Origin of the sequence: Streptomyces sp. 8N706 (assembly GCF_052245415.1) — a bacterium.
GTDB lineage: Bacteria > Actinomycetota > Actinomycetes > Streptomycetales > Streptomycetaceae > Streptomyces.
On record NZ_JBQQBW010000153.1, the window covers coordinates 1 to 13,466 of the forward strand.

General features: G+C 67.4%; 10 protein-coding genes and 6 pseudogenes. 10 read left to right on the plus strand and 6 right to left on the minus strand.

From position 1 onward, the window contains the following. A pseudogene (locus ACTWQE_RS31530) lies at nucleotides 1–328 on the plus strand (IS982 family transposase); the annotation flags it as partial. Nucleotides 329–444: 116 nt separating this feature from the next. On the opposite strand, the gene ACTWQE_RS31535 reads toward ACTWQE_RS31530, so the two are convergent. After that, nucleotides 445–3,360: an NACHT domain-containing protein gene (locus ACTWQE_RS31535; protein WP_443332509.1), complete on the minus strand. Its 2,916-nt coding sequence runs from the start codon at nucleotides 3,358–3,360 to the stop codon at nucleotides 445–447. 126 nt (nucleotides 3,361–3,486) lie between these two features. Here ACTWQE_RS31535 and ACTWQE_RS31540 point away from each other — a divergent pair, with 126 nt between their 5' ends. The 3 genes and pseudogenes from ACTWQE_RS31540 to ACTWQE_RS31550 all read left to right on the plus strand — a co-directional run bounded on the left by ACTWQE_RS31540 (nucleotide 3,487) and on the right by ACTWQE_RS31550 (nucleotide 5,647). After that, nucleotides 3,487–3,696 (plus strand): hypothetical protein, encoded by a 210-nt coding sequence (locus tag ACTWQE_RS31540; protein WP_443332510.1) that lies wholly within the window; start codon nucleotides 3,487–3,489, stop codon nucleotides 3,694–3,696. Between the two features lie 13 nt (nucleotides 3,697–3,709). Beyond that, nucleotides 3,710–4,159 carry a hypothetical protein gene (locus ACTWQE_RS31545; protein WP_443332511.1) on the plus strand — a complete coding sequence of 150 codons (450 nt, stop codon included), beginning with the start codon at nucleotides 3,710–3,712 and terminating at the stop codon, nucleotides 4,157–4,159. 29 nt (nucleotides 4,160–4,188) lie between these two features. Further along, nucleotides 4,189–5,647 (plus strand): annotated as a pseudogene (locus ACTWQE_RS31550) (aldehyde dehydrogenase). A 22-nt stretch (nucleotides 5,648–5,669) separates the two neighbouring features. Here the strand turns inward: ACTWQE_RS31550 and ACTWQE_RS31555 are convergent. Further along, a pseudogene (locus ACTWQE_RS31555) lies at nucleotides 5,670–6,781 on the minus strand (IS630 family transposase). A gap of 95 nt (nucleotides 6,782–6,876) precedes the next feature. On the opposite strand from ACTWQE_RS31555, the gene ACTWQE_RS31560 reads away from it, so the two are divergent. Next, a complete protein-coding gene (locus ACTWQE_RS31560) occupies nucleotides 6,877–7,383 on the plus strand; it encodes a hypothetical protein (RefSeq protein WP_443332512.1) in 507 nt (168 codons plus the stop codon). 247 nt (nucleotides 7,384–7,630) lie between these two features. On the opposite strand, the gene ACTWQE_RS31565 is transcribed toward ACTWQE_RS31560, so the two are convergent. Further along, entirely contained in the window at nucleotides 7,631–7,927 is a 297-nt protein-coding gene (locus ACTWQE_RS31565) for a LysR substrate-binding domain-containing protein (protein ID WP_443332513.1), read from the minus strand. Between the two features lie 386 nt (nucleotides 7,928–8,313). Between ACTWQE_RS31565 and ACTWQE_RS31570 the strand changes: the two genes are divergently transcribed. Then, entirely contained in the window at nucleotides 8,314–8,457 is a 144-nt protein-coding gene (locus ACTWQE_RS31570; protein ID WP_443332514.1) for a hypothetical protein, read from the plus strand. 214 nt (nucleotides 8,458–8,671) lie between these two features. Here ACTWQE_RS31570 and ACTWQE_RS31575 read toward each other — a convergent pair whose 3' ends face one another. Then, nucleotides 8,672–9,193 (minus strand): hypothetical protein, encoded by a 522-nt coding sequence (locus tag ACTWQE_RS31575; RefSeq protein WP_443332515.1) that lies wholly within the window; start codon nucleotides 9,191–9,193, stop codon nucleotides 8,672–8,674. 113 nt (nucleotides 9,194–9,306) lie between these two features. Between ACTWQE_RS31575 and ACTWQE_RS31580 the strand changes: the two genes are divergently transcribed. Together ACTWQE_RS31580 and ACTWQE_RS31585 are read left to right on the plus strand one after the other, a co-directional pair. Then, nucleotides 9,307–9,798 (plus strand): hypothetical protein, encoded by a 492-nt coding sequence (locus ACTWQE_RS31580; RefSeq protein WP_443332516.1) that lies wholly within the window; start codon nucleotides 9,307–9,309, stop codon nucleotides 9,796–9,798. Between the two features lie 395 nt (nucleotides 9,799–10,193). Further along, a pseudogene (locus ACTWQE_RS31585) lies at nucleotides 10,194–10,327 on the plus strand (IS5/IS1182 family transposase); the annotation flags it as partial. A gap of 68 nt (nucleotides 10,328–10,395) precedes the next feature. Here ACTWQE_RS31585 and ACTWQE_RS31590 read toward each other — a convergent pair. Beyond that, complete coding sequence (locus ACTWQE_RS31590; RefSeq protein WP_443332517.1) at nucleotides 10,396–11,349, minus strand: SDR family NAD(P)-dependent oxidoreductase; 954 nt, start codon at nucleotides 11,347–11,349, stop codon at nucleotides 10,396–10,398. Between the two features lie 61 nt (nucleotides 11,350–11,410). On the opposite strand from ACTWQE_RS31590, the gene ACTWQE_RS31595 reads away from it, so the two are divergent. Continuing rightward, nucleotides 11,411–11,830 carry a MerR family transcriptional regulator gene (locus tag ACTWQE_RS31595; RefSeq protein WP_443332518.1) on the plus strand — a complete coding sequence of 140 codons (420 nt, stop codon included), beginning with the start codon at nucleotides 11,411–11,413 and terminating at the stop codon, nucleotides 11,828–11,830. Nucleotides 11,831–11,934: 104 nt separating this feature from the next. Here ACTWQE_RS31595 and ACTWQE_RS31600 read toward each other — a convergent pair. After that, a pseudogene (locus ACTWQE_RS31600) lies at nucleotides 11,935–12,818 on the minus strand (aminoglycoside phosphotransferase family protein). Nucleotides 12,819–12,864: 46 nt separating this feature from the next. Between ACTWQE_RS31600 and ACTWQE_RS31605 the strand changes: the two are divergent. Continuing rightward, nucleotides 12,865–13,466: pseudogene (locus tag ACTWQE_RS31605) on the plus strand (telomere-associated protein Tap); the annotation flags it as partial.

Sequence of the window (13,466 nt, forward strand, 5' to 3'; positions counted from 1 at the left end):
AGGGCTGCTGGTGATCTCGGACAAGGGCTTCGCCTCCAAGGAGTTCGAGGCCGATCTGGCTTTCCGGGGCGCGGAGTTGCTGCGACCGACGTTCAAACGCGAGAAGAAGCGCAAGGGCGAGAGCCTCCTGAAGTCGGTGCGGCAGCTGATCGAGTCGGTCAACGACACCCTCAAGGGCCAGCTCGACCTGGAACAGCACGGTGGCCGGACCTTCGAAGGTGTCGCCGTCCGCGTCGCCCAGCGCATCCTCGGGATGGCCGCCGCGATCTGGCACAACCACAAGACCGGCCAGCCCGTCACGCGGTCCTTGATCGCTTACGACCACTGATCACATCGGAATGACTCGTCTAGGCGGTGGAGTGTGAGTGACGTGTGTTCTGGCCGCGGCGACATGGGCGGAGGGTGGGGTGTGCTGTGGGGTACCTGGCTCGAGGGGAGGGCGGCTCAGGTGCTTGCTGTTCGCGGTCGTGGATACAGTCCGACTGCGTCCGGGGTGAATCCTTCGAGGCCGGTGACGTTGCTCGCGTAGCTGACGGAGACCTGGAGTCCCTCGATCCGGCTCAGGGGGGTGATGTCAGCGGTGTCAGGTTGCACCCCTCGGCAGTTGATGAAGATACGTTCGAGGTTGGGGAAAATGTTGGGGATCAGGTCAAGTTGTGGGTCTGAGTCGGGCAGAAGCCGGAGGTAGGTAACGCTGTGCATGGGAACGGCGTGGTTGAGGTCGTAATCCGATATGCACAGTTCTGTCAAATTGGGGAGTGCGGCAATTTCTTGCCACTCTCCGTTGTCAGGTGCGGTGTTGATCGTCAGGTCTTGCAGATGCTCCCACTTGGAGACACCGGCAAGAGCTGTGCCGATCCAGCCGCCCAGGGCCAAGGAGGTCAGGCCTCCGGGTGCCGGCAGTTCCGCCAGGCTCTCCCAGGGCAGGCGCGTGTAGATGGAAAGATCGGTGAGTTCGGACAGGGAATCCAGTGCGTCGAAGGAGAATTCGCCCGGCATGTGAAGGAGGCTCAAGTCGGGTAGCGGGAGTCCCGCAAGATCTTCCATGTGTGTGAGTTGGGTGCACTCGGAGAGGGTGAGTTCTTTCAGGCCGGTGAATTTGCGGACGAATTTCAAGTCTGTGAGCAGTTGGCCGGAGTAGATCTGCAGTCTTTGGGTGTGTTCGGGCGAGAGGTGCTCGATGATCTCGCCTTCGGTGAATGCTTCCCGATACGCGATGTTGGTGATGGGTTTCAGGAGCCGCAGTGCGTTGCGCTGATCATGGGTGCGTACCTCCAAAGACAGACGGTCCCGATCCTGGAAGGAAAGCAGGATGTCTTGGGCGTATTGGTCAGCTTCGAAGTGCTCCCAGCCCTCGATTCGTTCGTAGGGTGCTGAGTCAGGAGGCAGGGACTGTATGAAGCGGTGGAGGAAGGCGTAGGCATGGTCGCCGCCGATGGCGGTGGCTGTTTTGACGACGGGGCCCACTTCATCGTTTTCCAGGCCTTGGGGCCCCGGCAGCAGATCCAGGATGCCTGGCCCGAGTGCGGCAAGTTCCTCCGCTTCCTCGTGGGAGCGGGGAGGCATCAGGACACGCGCACGCTGCTCGACGAGCCTGCGAGCGTTGGGCTCGATTTCGGTGGCGTACTGCAGGCTGGCGGCCGCCAGGAGGTGGAGTCTGCTCCTGTGCTCGCTCTCAGCATCACCGCGTTCGACGAGGCGGCGGAGCAGATCAGCGCTTTCAGTCGGCCTGGCGTGGGCGACGGCCATGCGTACGACGTCCTCCCACTGGTCGTCGTGGGCATTGTTGACCAGCAGTGGAAAGTCGTGGGCTTCGATGGCGGCTTTGGCCCCGAGATAATCCTGGAAAGTGCGGTGGACGAAGTCGATGGTGTCCACGGTGGGCTGGCGCAGGAGTCCGCTGCGGCCGACCAGGTGCGTCAGGATTTGGTCAGCAGTGCCCTGCTCGGCCACGGCCTGCATGGCCGGCAGTGCATCGCCGACCAGGGCCAGCGCGGTGACGTGGTCCATCTCGGTCTGGCGGTTGCGGATGAGCCAGTAGGCCAGACGCTGAAGGAGCTGGACGCTCTGGTGCTCGGTGAGCTGAATACCTTCAGGGACGTCGATGCTGCGCTCGAGGTCACGGCGTACGAGCAGCATCGACAGCGCTGCCTCGTAGAGCTCCATACGGCTGTGGGGCAGATGGCCGCGGCGGTCCTGGTGCAGCGCGCAGATCAGCGCACACATCAGGGGCGTGCTGGACAACTGCGTCAGGTCACGCTGAGCACGTACCGTCACCTGGAGCGCTGCTTCGAGGTCACGCAACTGTGACCGTTCGGCCTCGGTCGTCGCACTGTGCCGGGCGGCGGTATGCCAACGGCCGACGAACACTCCGGTATCGGTGGCACTCATGGGCCGCACCGACAGTTCGGTGAAGCGCGACGAAGCCAGCCAGCCTTCCGGAACAGCGGACGGCCGCGTGGTGACCACGAAATGTGCGTCCCTGTAAGCCGCCAAGAGTCGCTCGAGCCAGTCCCGCGTGGCACCCCGATGCTCCTGGGGAACTTCGTCGATGCCGTCGACCAGGACGAGTGCCTCGCCCCTGGCGAGTACGCCATCGGCCCAGGCCTCCCGTTGCGAGCCGGCCAGGGGGGCTCCGACCGCAGACAGGAAATCATGCGGTTCCGGAAGAGGCCCACGCCTCACCAACGTGCGCAGCGGCAAGACAAATGGAATCTTCCCCCGCCAACCCGCCAACCGCTCCGGCAGTTCATCGCGCGCCGCGGCGACAGCCAGCCACTGCAGCAGCGTTGTCTTTCCGCTGCCGGCGAGCCCTCGCAGAAGTACCCGTCGGCAGCCGGCCAGGGCATGCTCGGCACGCTTCACCACGACCGATGGCCGGTCCGCTTCCTCGCTGCCTGCAGGCCAGCCCTCCGGCCGCTCCGCCAGTTCCAAGCTCAAGTACGCCGCGTCCAGCGGCCAGCACGCACGCTCCGGCCGACTCAAATCCAGCCCTACCACGGTCAGCTGAGAATACCGTTCCGCCACGTAGCTGAGGTAGCGCTCCTCGAACGAAGGCTGCACCGTCGGCCGCACCGACCTGCGAACAGCTCTCCTCGGAGAGGCATCAGGTACCTGCGGGATGCGCGCGGCGGCGTGGCGTAAGGCCAGCAACGGCTCCACATCCGTGCTCAGCGCCTTCGCCAAGGCCACCAGCGTGTCCTCGGAGGGCACCTTATGGCCGTTCAGCGCCTGGCTGACCGTTGTCCGCCCCAGCCCTGTCCGCTGCTGCAGCCCACCCATCTGCAGACCCCGCTGCGCCCTGAGCGTCCGCAGCCGCAGAGCGAGTTCCGCCAACGGATCCTCGTGCCCCTCCTCCATAACCTGCTTCTCCGCTCTCCCGCCGCGACCGTCTTCATTCATCTTTGTTCGGTCTGAACCCCGGTGAACACCAAAACCGCGAAATTCCCCAGCGGCCACCGTCGTCAATCGTCCCGGGAAGAAGGCATGAACACCTCACCAACCCACCTGATGCTCCTGGTCCTGCTCCTGGCAGTCGTGGCACTCTTCTGCACGCTCGTAGGAGCGGCTGCCGGTCTGCTTGCTCGGATCGACGGAGCCACCTACACCACCGCCCTGCTCCGTGGTGCCGTGGCCTTTGCGGGCAGCGCCACCCTGTCCCTGGCACTGCTGACCTTCGTCCTCACGGCGCTGTGAACCGACGGATGCTTTGCCCTACCCCCGTGGGCGAGGACGTGGCGGGCGCCGTCGCCGGATCCGCCTCGCGGAGCAGCTGGGCGACGACGTCCTCGACCGCGAACCGTGGCGCGTCGGCCCCCGGCTGGTGATCCTCCTCGAAGAGGTCAACGCCACCATGACGCAGCTCAAGCGCTACTGGGCGAAGAAGCGGGAGAGCGGCGACCCCAGGGAGTCCCCGGCCGTCGACGCGCTCGCCGAAATCCTGTTCATGGGCCGCCAGGTCCGCCTGCACGTGCTTCTGGTCGCCCAGTCCGCCACCGCCCGCGCCATCGGCGGCCCGACAGCTACTAGTGCCGTGACGTTGCTGCTCGCGGGTCGCCACGGCATCGGTCCTCCGTCTGGTGGAAGCCCGTGCGCGGCGGAAGCCCGGACGTGGTCGGTTGGAGGCAGCATCACTCGGTGGCGGGCTCGGCCTCGCTGACCGACGGCAGCACGGCGAAGGGAGTGGCCATGACCAGCCGCAGAGTGCAGGATCGGCTGTTCATTGGCGGGGACATGGTCGCGCCTGCCTCGGAAGACGTGATCGAGGTCACCTCTCCGGTCACGGAGGAGCGGATCGGTACTGCTCCCTCATCGACGCCTGCCGATATCGACCGAGCAGTACGCGCGGCGCGCGCCGCCTTCGACGATGGTCCCTGGCCCCGCATGTCTCCACAGGAGCGCGCGGACGCGCTGGGTCCGTTCGGCGAGTACCTGCGCGCACGTGTCCCCGAGATCGCACAGCTCATCACCACAGAGATGGGCTCACCGATCAGCTTCTCAAACCAGCTCCAGGCACCGGTTCCCGTGATGGTTCTGGACTACTACCGGGAACTCGCCGCGACGTTCCCCTTCGAGCAGGATCGAGCAGGTCTCAGCGGTCCCGCGCGGATCCTTCGGGAGCCTGTGGGTGTCGTGGGGCAGATCGTGCCGTGGAATGCGCCACTCATCCTGACGACGGTGAATCTTGCTCCCGCCCTGATCGCCGGCTGCACCGTCGTGCTGAAGCCCGCGCCGGAGACGCCGCTGGATGCGTACCTGCTCGCCGACGCCGCCATGGAGGCCGGTCTGCCCCCCGGGTGTCCTCAACATCGTGCCCGCCGGCCGGGAGAACAGTGAGGCGCTCGTGCGGCACCCGCTGGTTGACAAGATCAGCTTCACGGGCAGCTCCGCCGTAGGGCGGCGGATCGGCGCGCTGTGCGGCGAGCAGTTCAAGCGCGTCACCCTCGAGTGCGGCGGGAAGTCGCCCGCCATCATCCTCGAGGACGCCGACATCGACAGCGTCGTGCCCGCCCTCATGCCGTACGCGATCATGATGTCCGGCCAGCACTGCCTGGCACAAACCCGGATCCTCGCTCATCGCAGCCGCTACCAGCAGGTTGTGGAGGCGATCTCGCAATCTGCTGCTGCGCTGCGTGTCGGCGATCCGGATGACCCCTCGACCGAGGTCGGCCCCCTGGTGGCCGAGCGCCAGCGGCGACGGGTCGAGGACTACATCGCCGGCGGGCGGAAGGACGGCGCGACGATCACGGTCGGCGGCGGTCGGCCCGCGAGCCAGTCGAAGGGCTGGTACGTCGAACCAACGATCTTCGCAGACGTCGACAGCTCCATGCGCATCGCGCAGGAGGAGATCTTCGGCCCTGTGCTCGTCGTCATCCCGTTCGACGACGACAACGACGCGGTCCGGATCGCGAACGACTCAAAGTACGGCCTGTCGGGAAGCGTCTGGACCAACGACCTGGACCGGGCCATGCGCATCGCTCGCCAAGTGCGCACGGGGACTTTGACGCTGAACGGGTACCGGATCGAGTTCGCCGCCCCCTTCGGCGGATACAAGGAATCCGGGATCGGCCGCGAGTTCGGGCCCGAGGGCCTCAGCTCGTTCCTGGAGTACAAGACGATCAATTTGCCGGACGATCTAGTGCTGTGACGGCACAGGTTCGCCGGGTCCTTCAGGCCGCAGTGGCGAGGGGGCGTCCTCCCCCATCGGATGCCCTTCTCGCTGCGGATGCGGGCGCGTTCCTTGCGTTCGGCGGCCAGGACGTCGCGGTGGCGGGCGTTGGCGTTGCGCCAGCGCAGGTAGGCGTGCAGTGCCCAGGTCTGCACGATGTGGTTGGGATATTTCGAGTTGGCGATGGTGAACTGCCTCATCGGTCCGAAGTGCGCCTCGAGCGGGTTCGCCCACGAGGCGTAGGTCGGGGTGAAGCTCCTTGTTCTTCCTCGCCCAGCGACGGATGTCGGCGCCCTTGTGGGCGGACAGGTTGTCCATGATCACGTAGATCGATGCGCCGTCGGGCCGGGCGGCGCGGATCGACTTCAGCGCGGCCAGCGTATTCGCAGCGCCCTTCCTGCGCCGGTTGACACCCCACAGGCGGTCGTCGCCGACCGAGTAGCAGCCGTGGAAGTAGCGCACCTCATGGGTGCGGTGGTAGGTGGCCGGCACCCGGTCGGGATACTTCCGTTCGGCCCAGCCCGAGCCCGCGGTGGGCCGGATCCCGAGCGGGCCGAACTCGTCGAAGGCGAAGACCCGGTCCGCGAAGCGGTCAAGGACCTCCTCGATCCGGTCCAGCTTCGCCTCACGATCGGGGTCGGGGGATTCCTTCCATGTCTTGGTGCGCTGGAAGGTGACACCGCGGCGGGCGACCAGGCCGCGTAACGCCTCGCGGCCGATGCGGATCACCCGGCCGTGGACTTTCCGCAGGTAGACGACGAGTTTACGCAGCGACCAGCGGGTGAAAGGCTGGCTGAGCTTGGTGGGGCGGGTGGTGGCCGTCTGGACGACGAAGTCCTCGTCGTCACGACTGAGCAGGCGGGGACGGCCTCCCGCCCACCGAGGGTCCAGGCAGGCCAGGCCGCTCGTTGAAGCGGTGGATCACATCGCGCACGGTGTCCTCGTCGGCCTGCACCAGCTGGGCGATCGCCGGCACCGGTTTCCGCCGGCCGAGGCCAGCAGCATCATCGCGCGCCGGTAGCGCACCGAGTTGGTGCTGCCGCGGCGCACGATCTGTTGCAGCTTCTGCCCCTCCTGGTCGGTCAGTCTGCGCACACGGACAGGCTCGGCCACCGCGCCTCCAGCGGTCGGATCGGACGTCACCGCACATCCAACCGCCACGACCGCCAACCGGCGAACCTATGCGATCACAGCACTAGCTTGAGACCATGCTCAGTCAAGTTCTGACGCTCGTCGGCGTCTTCATCGGTGCTCTGACCTCATACCTCTCGACGACGATGGCCGAGCGCACCCGGCACAGGCGCACGCTGGAAACACGCTGGGACGAGCGCAAGATCGACACTTACATCGAGTACTCCTCTTGCGTGAAGGAGATGATCGAAGCCGGGAAGCGTTCCCGACAGGCGGAAGAGGGTTCAGAGGCGCACCACAACTTCCTTGCTGCGATGGAAGAAGCGGAGCGGAAGCGAGCAGTACTGTTCGAGGCACTCGCCTTGCTGGCGTCTCCAGCGGCAGTGCAGGCTGCCGACGTGGTCAATCGCGCTGTGTGGAAGCACCTGGACGCCACCCGCAGGCATGTGACGACTCCTGTCGTAGTGGGCCTCATCGACCTCATGAACACGTTCCACGAAAAGGCTCGGCACGACTTGGGAATCCCTCAGAACGACGCCCTGCGTCACCTGCAGAGCCGGACGCTGGCTACGGACAACCTCTAGCGGTGGGGGCCCGGAGCGGGCGGACACGGCACACGCTTGGTCATCACAGCCCCCGAATAGTGAGCAAAGCTCCTACTGACCGGCCTACTACCGCCCCCACCCGCCGTCAACAAACCACCGCTAGGGCGAGGGGTGCAGCATCACGCCATCTGATCGGCCGCTCTGTTCTCGGACCGGATCGCCGTCGGCCGGACCTCACCGGAGGCGGAGAAGGCGGAGGTGGTCGCGCGGGGAGGGCTGCGCCGGGTCAGGATTGCGTCGCGCGCCGTGGTGCAGGTCCGCGGAGCGCGATCCGGGCCGCATCGCGCAGGGCGGCGAGGGCAGGTCGGTTGCGGTTGCCGGGGAGCCAGGCGAGCGCCGCCGTGGACTGGGGAGCGTCGGTCACCTCGATGTACGCGATGCCGGGGCGAGGGTAGAGACGGCAGGCCGCGGCGGGGAGGAAGCTCATGCCTCGGCCCTGCGCGATGATGTGCAGCAACGCCTCGATGTCGGGCGCCACGGGCCCGGGCTTCACGGGCGCGCCGTCAGGACGCGGGTTGATCATTCAGCGCAAAGAAACCGGGCAAACCGCCCCGGTACGGCCGAGTCGCAGGCGTGGGAGGCGGACCGGGCGGAGCGCCGACGACTGCGGCGGCGCCACCGCGCCCGGCTCGAAGCAGCCGCGCTCGGACGCTCGCGCGGGCGGGTTGACCAGCAAGGTCCACCTCGCGGCGGACCGTCGTTGCCGCCCGATGGCGTTCCTGCTCACCCCTGGGAAGGCTGCCGACAGCCCCCGGTTTGTCGCAGTGCTGGAGAAGGTCAAGGTGCGCGGCGAGGTTGGCCGTTCATCGATGCCGCAGCGGAGTTCCCCGACCCGGAGAACCCGATCCACGTCTACGCCCGCGAGCAGAAACTGCTGATGCTGCGGCTGGTCATCGCACTGGTGACCGAGTGGGCTGCCCCGAACGTGCCGCACTCGCCGAGCAAGTGGTGACCCTCGCGGACGGGGCGGCCAGCCGCGCCATGGTGCTGAACGACACGGAGTACGGCCAGCACGCACGCATGGCCGCGGAGACCTCCTCGGCGCGAGCTTGAGGAGTTCGCGGCCTCCGGGCGGCACAGGCCGTTGTCCCACCTGGCGGCCTCAGCCACCGTGGGCCGGGCCGACACCTCACTAGCCGTTCGCGGCACCGGCGCACCGCACGGGCCTCGGTCTATCCGGGAGCTCAAAGCTCGGGTATCTCGAGAGGTCACCGTGCAGCGGGCTCGCACACACGAAGACCGAGTTGGCGGTCTGGGCGGGGCTTGCTCACGGTGGTGGGGCAGAGGCGGCAACCACCTCCACGTCGGCGGGCCGGCCTTCGCCGGCCATGAACCTCCAGACCAGCCCGTGGGCTAGGACGACCAGCAGGATCAGCAGAACCGCCTCGGCCTGGATCGGCTGCACGCCGACGACGTCGGCGAGTTCGGGCGCCGCGCCCACCACCGCGATCAAGGCGTAGAACAGGGCCGCCACCGCCTGCGCCAGGGTCAGGAATACGGACGAGCCGTCCCGGCGGCTGCGCCCGGTCAGACGCATCGTCGACACACAGCCGATCACCGCGAGTACCACGAAGCTGACCCGCCAGATCTCCGGGGTCTCGGTGCCGCCGACCTGCGCGAACAGGCCCATGAGCGCGGGGAGCAGGAACGAGATATAGATACCGCCGACGATCCGGCGCAGCGCCGGATCGCGCAGCCAGTCCTGGTGACCCTGCACCACGTTCCACCAGAGGCCGACCAGCGTGAAGCAGGTGGCCGAGAAGAGTGCGTAGAACGTGCTGATATCCACCGGGCCTCCCACGTCAGGATCCGCACGGCGCGTCCACGGACCGCTTCGAGCGGGTCACGCTTCCGGCGACGTGGCCCGTGATGTGGACCAGTGCGGAGTGGAGCGAGCGTCCCATGACAACGCAGCCGCCCCGGTGGACCGACACTCGTCACGCACCCCAACGGACGCCGGGCAGGCCGCGGACTGTCGATGACCTGCCCGAGTACGCCCGCGAGATGCTCCGCGACGTGCTGGACATCGCCTCGCGCGACCCGTGGAGCTTCCCGGCCTTCAATAAGCGGGACCCTGAGGGCGAGGACGTGCGCTCTGCCCGGGTCGGACAGCTCGCTGCCGTCTACTGGATCAACCTGACGGTCCCTAACTTTTACGGACTCCTGCCGCAGCAGCGCGCCCTCGGCTACAACATCGGCTATAACGGTGGCAGGCCGCATGCCCTCGCCGCCTATCTATCCCAGGTCGCCGCCACCAACGGGGAGGAAACCGCCGCCGGCGTCCCTTACGAGCAGGCGCAGCCGGCAATCCTCGCTTGGACACAGAGCAGCGCGGCGGATCGCGGGACCAGCGAGTTGACGGTGCACGATCTTAGGGCGATGCAGCGGGGTTGACCGGTCCCGCCAGCCGCAAGGGCCTGCTCGCCTTCGGCAGCGACGAAGAAAGAGCCGTCGCCTCCCGCGCCCGCGCGACCCGTCCCCGTCCATGGCGCCGCCGTAGGGCAACGGCGCGGGCGTTCGCGCGTGCCAGAAGACGCAGAAGGCTCCCTTCATGAGGACCATCTGCCCCGCTGACCTCACGCCGCACCCCGGAGAAACCTCCTCTGCACACGTCGGCTGAACAGGCGGCGCGGCCGGGACAGTCGGGCACGGACAGGTCAACCTGAGCCATTGGTTCAGTCGGCGCGGGGTAGCCGCTGCCGGCTCGACGGCCTCATCCTCGGTCACGTTCTCACTGGTCATCGATGTCCTCCATGATCGGGAGTTACACCGAACGTCTTACAGTCCCAGTCCGGGCCCGGGTCGAGCACGTCTTTGCCCGCATGAGTGGAAGATCCTGCGTGACTGCCGCCTCAAGGGCGAGGGCATCCGCCACGCCATGCGCGGCGTCGCCCGAGGACACAACCTCAGCCTTGCCGGATAGGCGAACGAGCCCCGCAGGATCGACTGTGCCTGCATCGACTTGGAAGTCGTTGACGGGATGACTGCCGTTTAGGTGAGCAGGTCCAGGCCGGTGAGTTCACTGGAGAGTTGCCAGAGCCGGGATGCCGCGTCGGGGTCGACGGCCCAGGGCTTGACCCCGCCGATGAGCATGTCGTCGGTGTGGGCGGGTTCGGCGATGTCGCAGTCCTGACAGTACGCCCCACCGTGGCCGTCGAGCAGCGGTGAGGTCGCCGCCCAAACAGCCGTCGCCGCGCCCTGCGTCGGCGTCTTGAAACCGGCTGCCGGCGTGCCGTCCGGGGTGATCCAGCCCTGGGCCATCTGCTCGTCGCGGAGGATGTGGCGCTGCAGTGGGGTCAGGATGCTGCCCGGGTGGACCGCGAAGGCGTGCAGCCCGCTGTCGGCGCCGAGCGTGTCGAGATGCACGGCGAAGAGGGCGTTCGCGGTCTTGGACTGTGCGTAGGCCAGCCACCGGTCGTAGCCGTCGCGGAAGTGGAGGTCGTTCCAGCGCACGTCGGAGAGGAAGTGACCGGACGAGGCCACCGAAACCACCCGTGCCCCTTCCGCCAATGCCGGGCGGAGACGGTTGATGAGAGCGAAGTGGCCGAGGTGATTGACCGCGAAGTGCGCCTCCCAGCCCGGGCCGACGCGTGTCTCCGGACAGGCCATGATGCCCGCGCCGTTGATGATGAGATCGAGGGTGCGGCCAGCGTCCAGGAAGCCGGCCGAGAACGCCCTGACGCTCTCCAGGTCCGCCAGGTCGAGGTCGTGCACCTCAACCCGCGGGACGCCCCGCAGGGCCTCTTCCGCTGCGCCGGGCCTGCGTGCGGGGACGATGACGTGTGCTCCCGCCCGGATGAGGGCAAGCGTGGTCTCCAGTCCGAGGCCGGAGTAGCCGCCGGTGACCAGGGCGGTGTTGCGCGATAGGTCGATCCCGGCGAGGACGTCGTCCGCCGTGCTGTGGGCGCCGAAGCCGGTGCCGGACTTGTGTCGCTGCGTCGTCATGCTCGCGACGCTAAATTCTAGACTGCGCTCTAGGTCAAGCTGTCGAGGTACTGTCGGTGGCGTGGGCAAGCATGCGGGTGATCTGTCGATCGGGGAGGTCGCCAAAGCGACCGGATTGAGCGTGCACGCTCTGCGGTTTTTCGAACGCGAGGGCCTCTTCCTCCGCGCGATCCCCCGTTCCAGCGGCGGACAGCGGCTTTACGAGTGCGCAGACGTGGATTGGCTTCTGCTGTGCAACCGGCTCCGCGCATCGGGCATGCCCATCGCCATGCTGAAGGAGTTCGCCCGGCTCGTCCGGTCGGGCCCGGGCAACGAAGCAGAACGTCTCGCGCTGCTGCGGGAGCATGAACAGGCCGTGCGAGCCAAGATCTCCGGCTTGAATGCAGACCTGAAGGTCATCCATAGCAAGGTCGTCGCCTACGAGAAGCACGTCCGCGACGGGACCGCTGCCGGGGTCTGGTCACCGACACCGTCTCGCTGATTCATCCGACTCCTCCCTCCCGGAGGCGTGAGCGCGGTGGTCTCACGGAGTTGCCGCGCAACTCACGCCCGGCCCCCAGTTGGCGGTGACGTGCGGGACAAGCTTCAGATTGATGCCAGAACATGGTCAAGTGCAGACCGGCCCGCTGGTCCCCAGGTCGTCTTGCCGCCGGGGAGGTCCAGGTCTCCTGCCTGACCGATGCTGATGAGGCTCATAGCGCGCAGGACCGCCCAACCTCGTGCGCGCCGGATCATCGCCTCGTCCGTGTTTGCGTACGCGTTGAGGAATCGTGTGGCCGCGCCTGAGGGGACGAGCAGCCACGCGGCTGCGAGATCCGTCGCTGGATCACCGGCGCAGAGTTCTCCGAAGTCGAGCACGCCCGCGATGGTGCCCTCCGCGATGACGACATTTGCAGGATGCAGGTCACCGTGGAGCCATAACGGGGGGCCCTGCCACTCGGGGGCCGAGACGGCCTTGTCCCAGACCTCTCGGACGTCGTTGCCGGTGCCGTTGGCGGCTTGGAACAGCTTGTCGAAGTTGCGCGTGAGCGCTTTGAGGGGGACCCGCGGTCCGGATTAGCGGGTGCCTGGGCGGGCGCAACCTGATGGAGTGCCTTGAGGAAGCCTGCCAGGCTGTCGGCCGCGTGCTGGTCGCGGGTTACTGAGGCCCGGTCGGCCGGTTCGCCGGGAACCCATGTCGCGATGGTCCATGGCCGGGAGAAGCGTGCGGACGGTTCACCGATCCGCACGGGGGTCGGGACCGGAAGTGGAAGGCGCGGGGCCAAAGCGGGCAGCCACCGGTGCTCGTTCCGCAGGAGGGACGACGCGCGCGCCGTGCGCGGCATGCGCACAACCAACTCATCTCCAAAGCACCACAGTTGGTTATCCCAACCGCCGACCACCTCACGTAGGTCCAACCCTGCAAGGTCCGAATGCTGCTCACGCACCAGGGAGCGCACCAAGGTCTCATCGATCTCGAGGCTGTCCATGCTCTCACTCAACCATTGACGGCACGGGGCCAACGACGGCCCGGCGCTCGGGCTGCCGGAGCGTCTGGAGGGCTTCGAGGCCCGCCGCTCCCTGCGCCTCGAAGAGGACCACCCGGTGGTCAAGCAGGTGGCGAAGGCGAAGTGGAAGCTGACCCAGCGGGGTTTCGGCCCGTGGGCGCGGATCTACCGCCCGGCGAAGGCCGGTCAGCGCCAGTGCGTGCAGTTGGCGATCCTGCCCTGGGACGCGCTGGACTCCCGCGCCTGGCCCGGCGCGGCCGAACTGCCGCCGCCTGAGCTCGCCCGCGTGCTGGGTGTCTACGCCCAGCGTGTGATCACCCCGCGCGGCTCCACGGCCGTCTCCGGTCTGGAGCTGATGACCACGCTGCGCCCGCCGACCCGCGCCGTGCAGAACGACACGGGGGAGTGGGTCTCCGGGCGCAACCCCGGCTCCCTCGGCACTCAGCCGGTCGACCCGGCACCCCCGGAGGCCCCAACCGAGCACCCCGTCGCACAGGGCTGGACCGGCGGCTTCCTCGATGAGGAGGCCTACCAGTGGGTGCGCGATCCGAAGCTTCTCTGCGATGAGGAGTGCCTGCTGCCCTTCGCGATCGGGCTGGACATCAACACTGCCTTCCTCGCGGCCGCGGC

Coding starts and splice junctions, on each gene's coding strand:
- ACTWQE_RS31565 (WP_443332513.1), bottom strand. CDS start 7,927: ATGATCAACCCGCGTCCTGACGGCGCGCCCGTGAAGCCCGGGCCCGTG.
- ACTWQE_RS31535 (WP_443332509.1), bottom strand. CDS start 3,360: ATGGAGGAGGGGCACGAGGATCCGTTGGCGGAACTCGCTCTGCGGCTG.
- ACTWQE_RS31560 (WP_443332512.1), top strand. CDS start 6,877: ATGCTCAGTCAAGTTCTGACGCTCGTCGGCGTCTTCATCGGTGCTCTG.
- ACTWQE_RS31580 (WP_443332516.1), top strand. CDS start 9,307: ATGACAACGCAGCCGCCCCGGTGGACCGACACTCGTCACGCACCCCAA.
- ACTWQE_RS31540 (WP_443332510.1), top strand. CDS start 3,487: ATGAACACCTCACCAACCCACCTGATGCTCCTGGTCCTGCTCCTGGCA.
- ACTWQE_RS31590 (WP_443332517.1), bottom strand. CDS start 11,349: ATGACGACGCAGCGACACAAGTCCGGCACCGGCTTCGGCGCCCACAGC.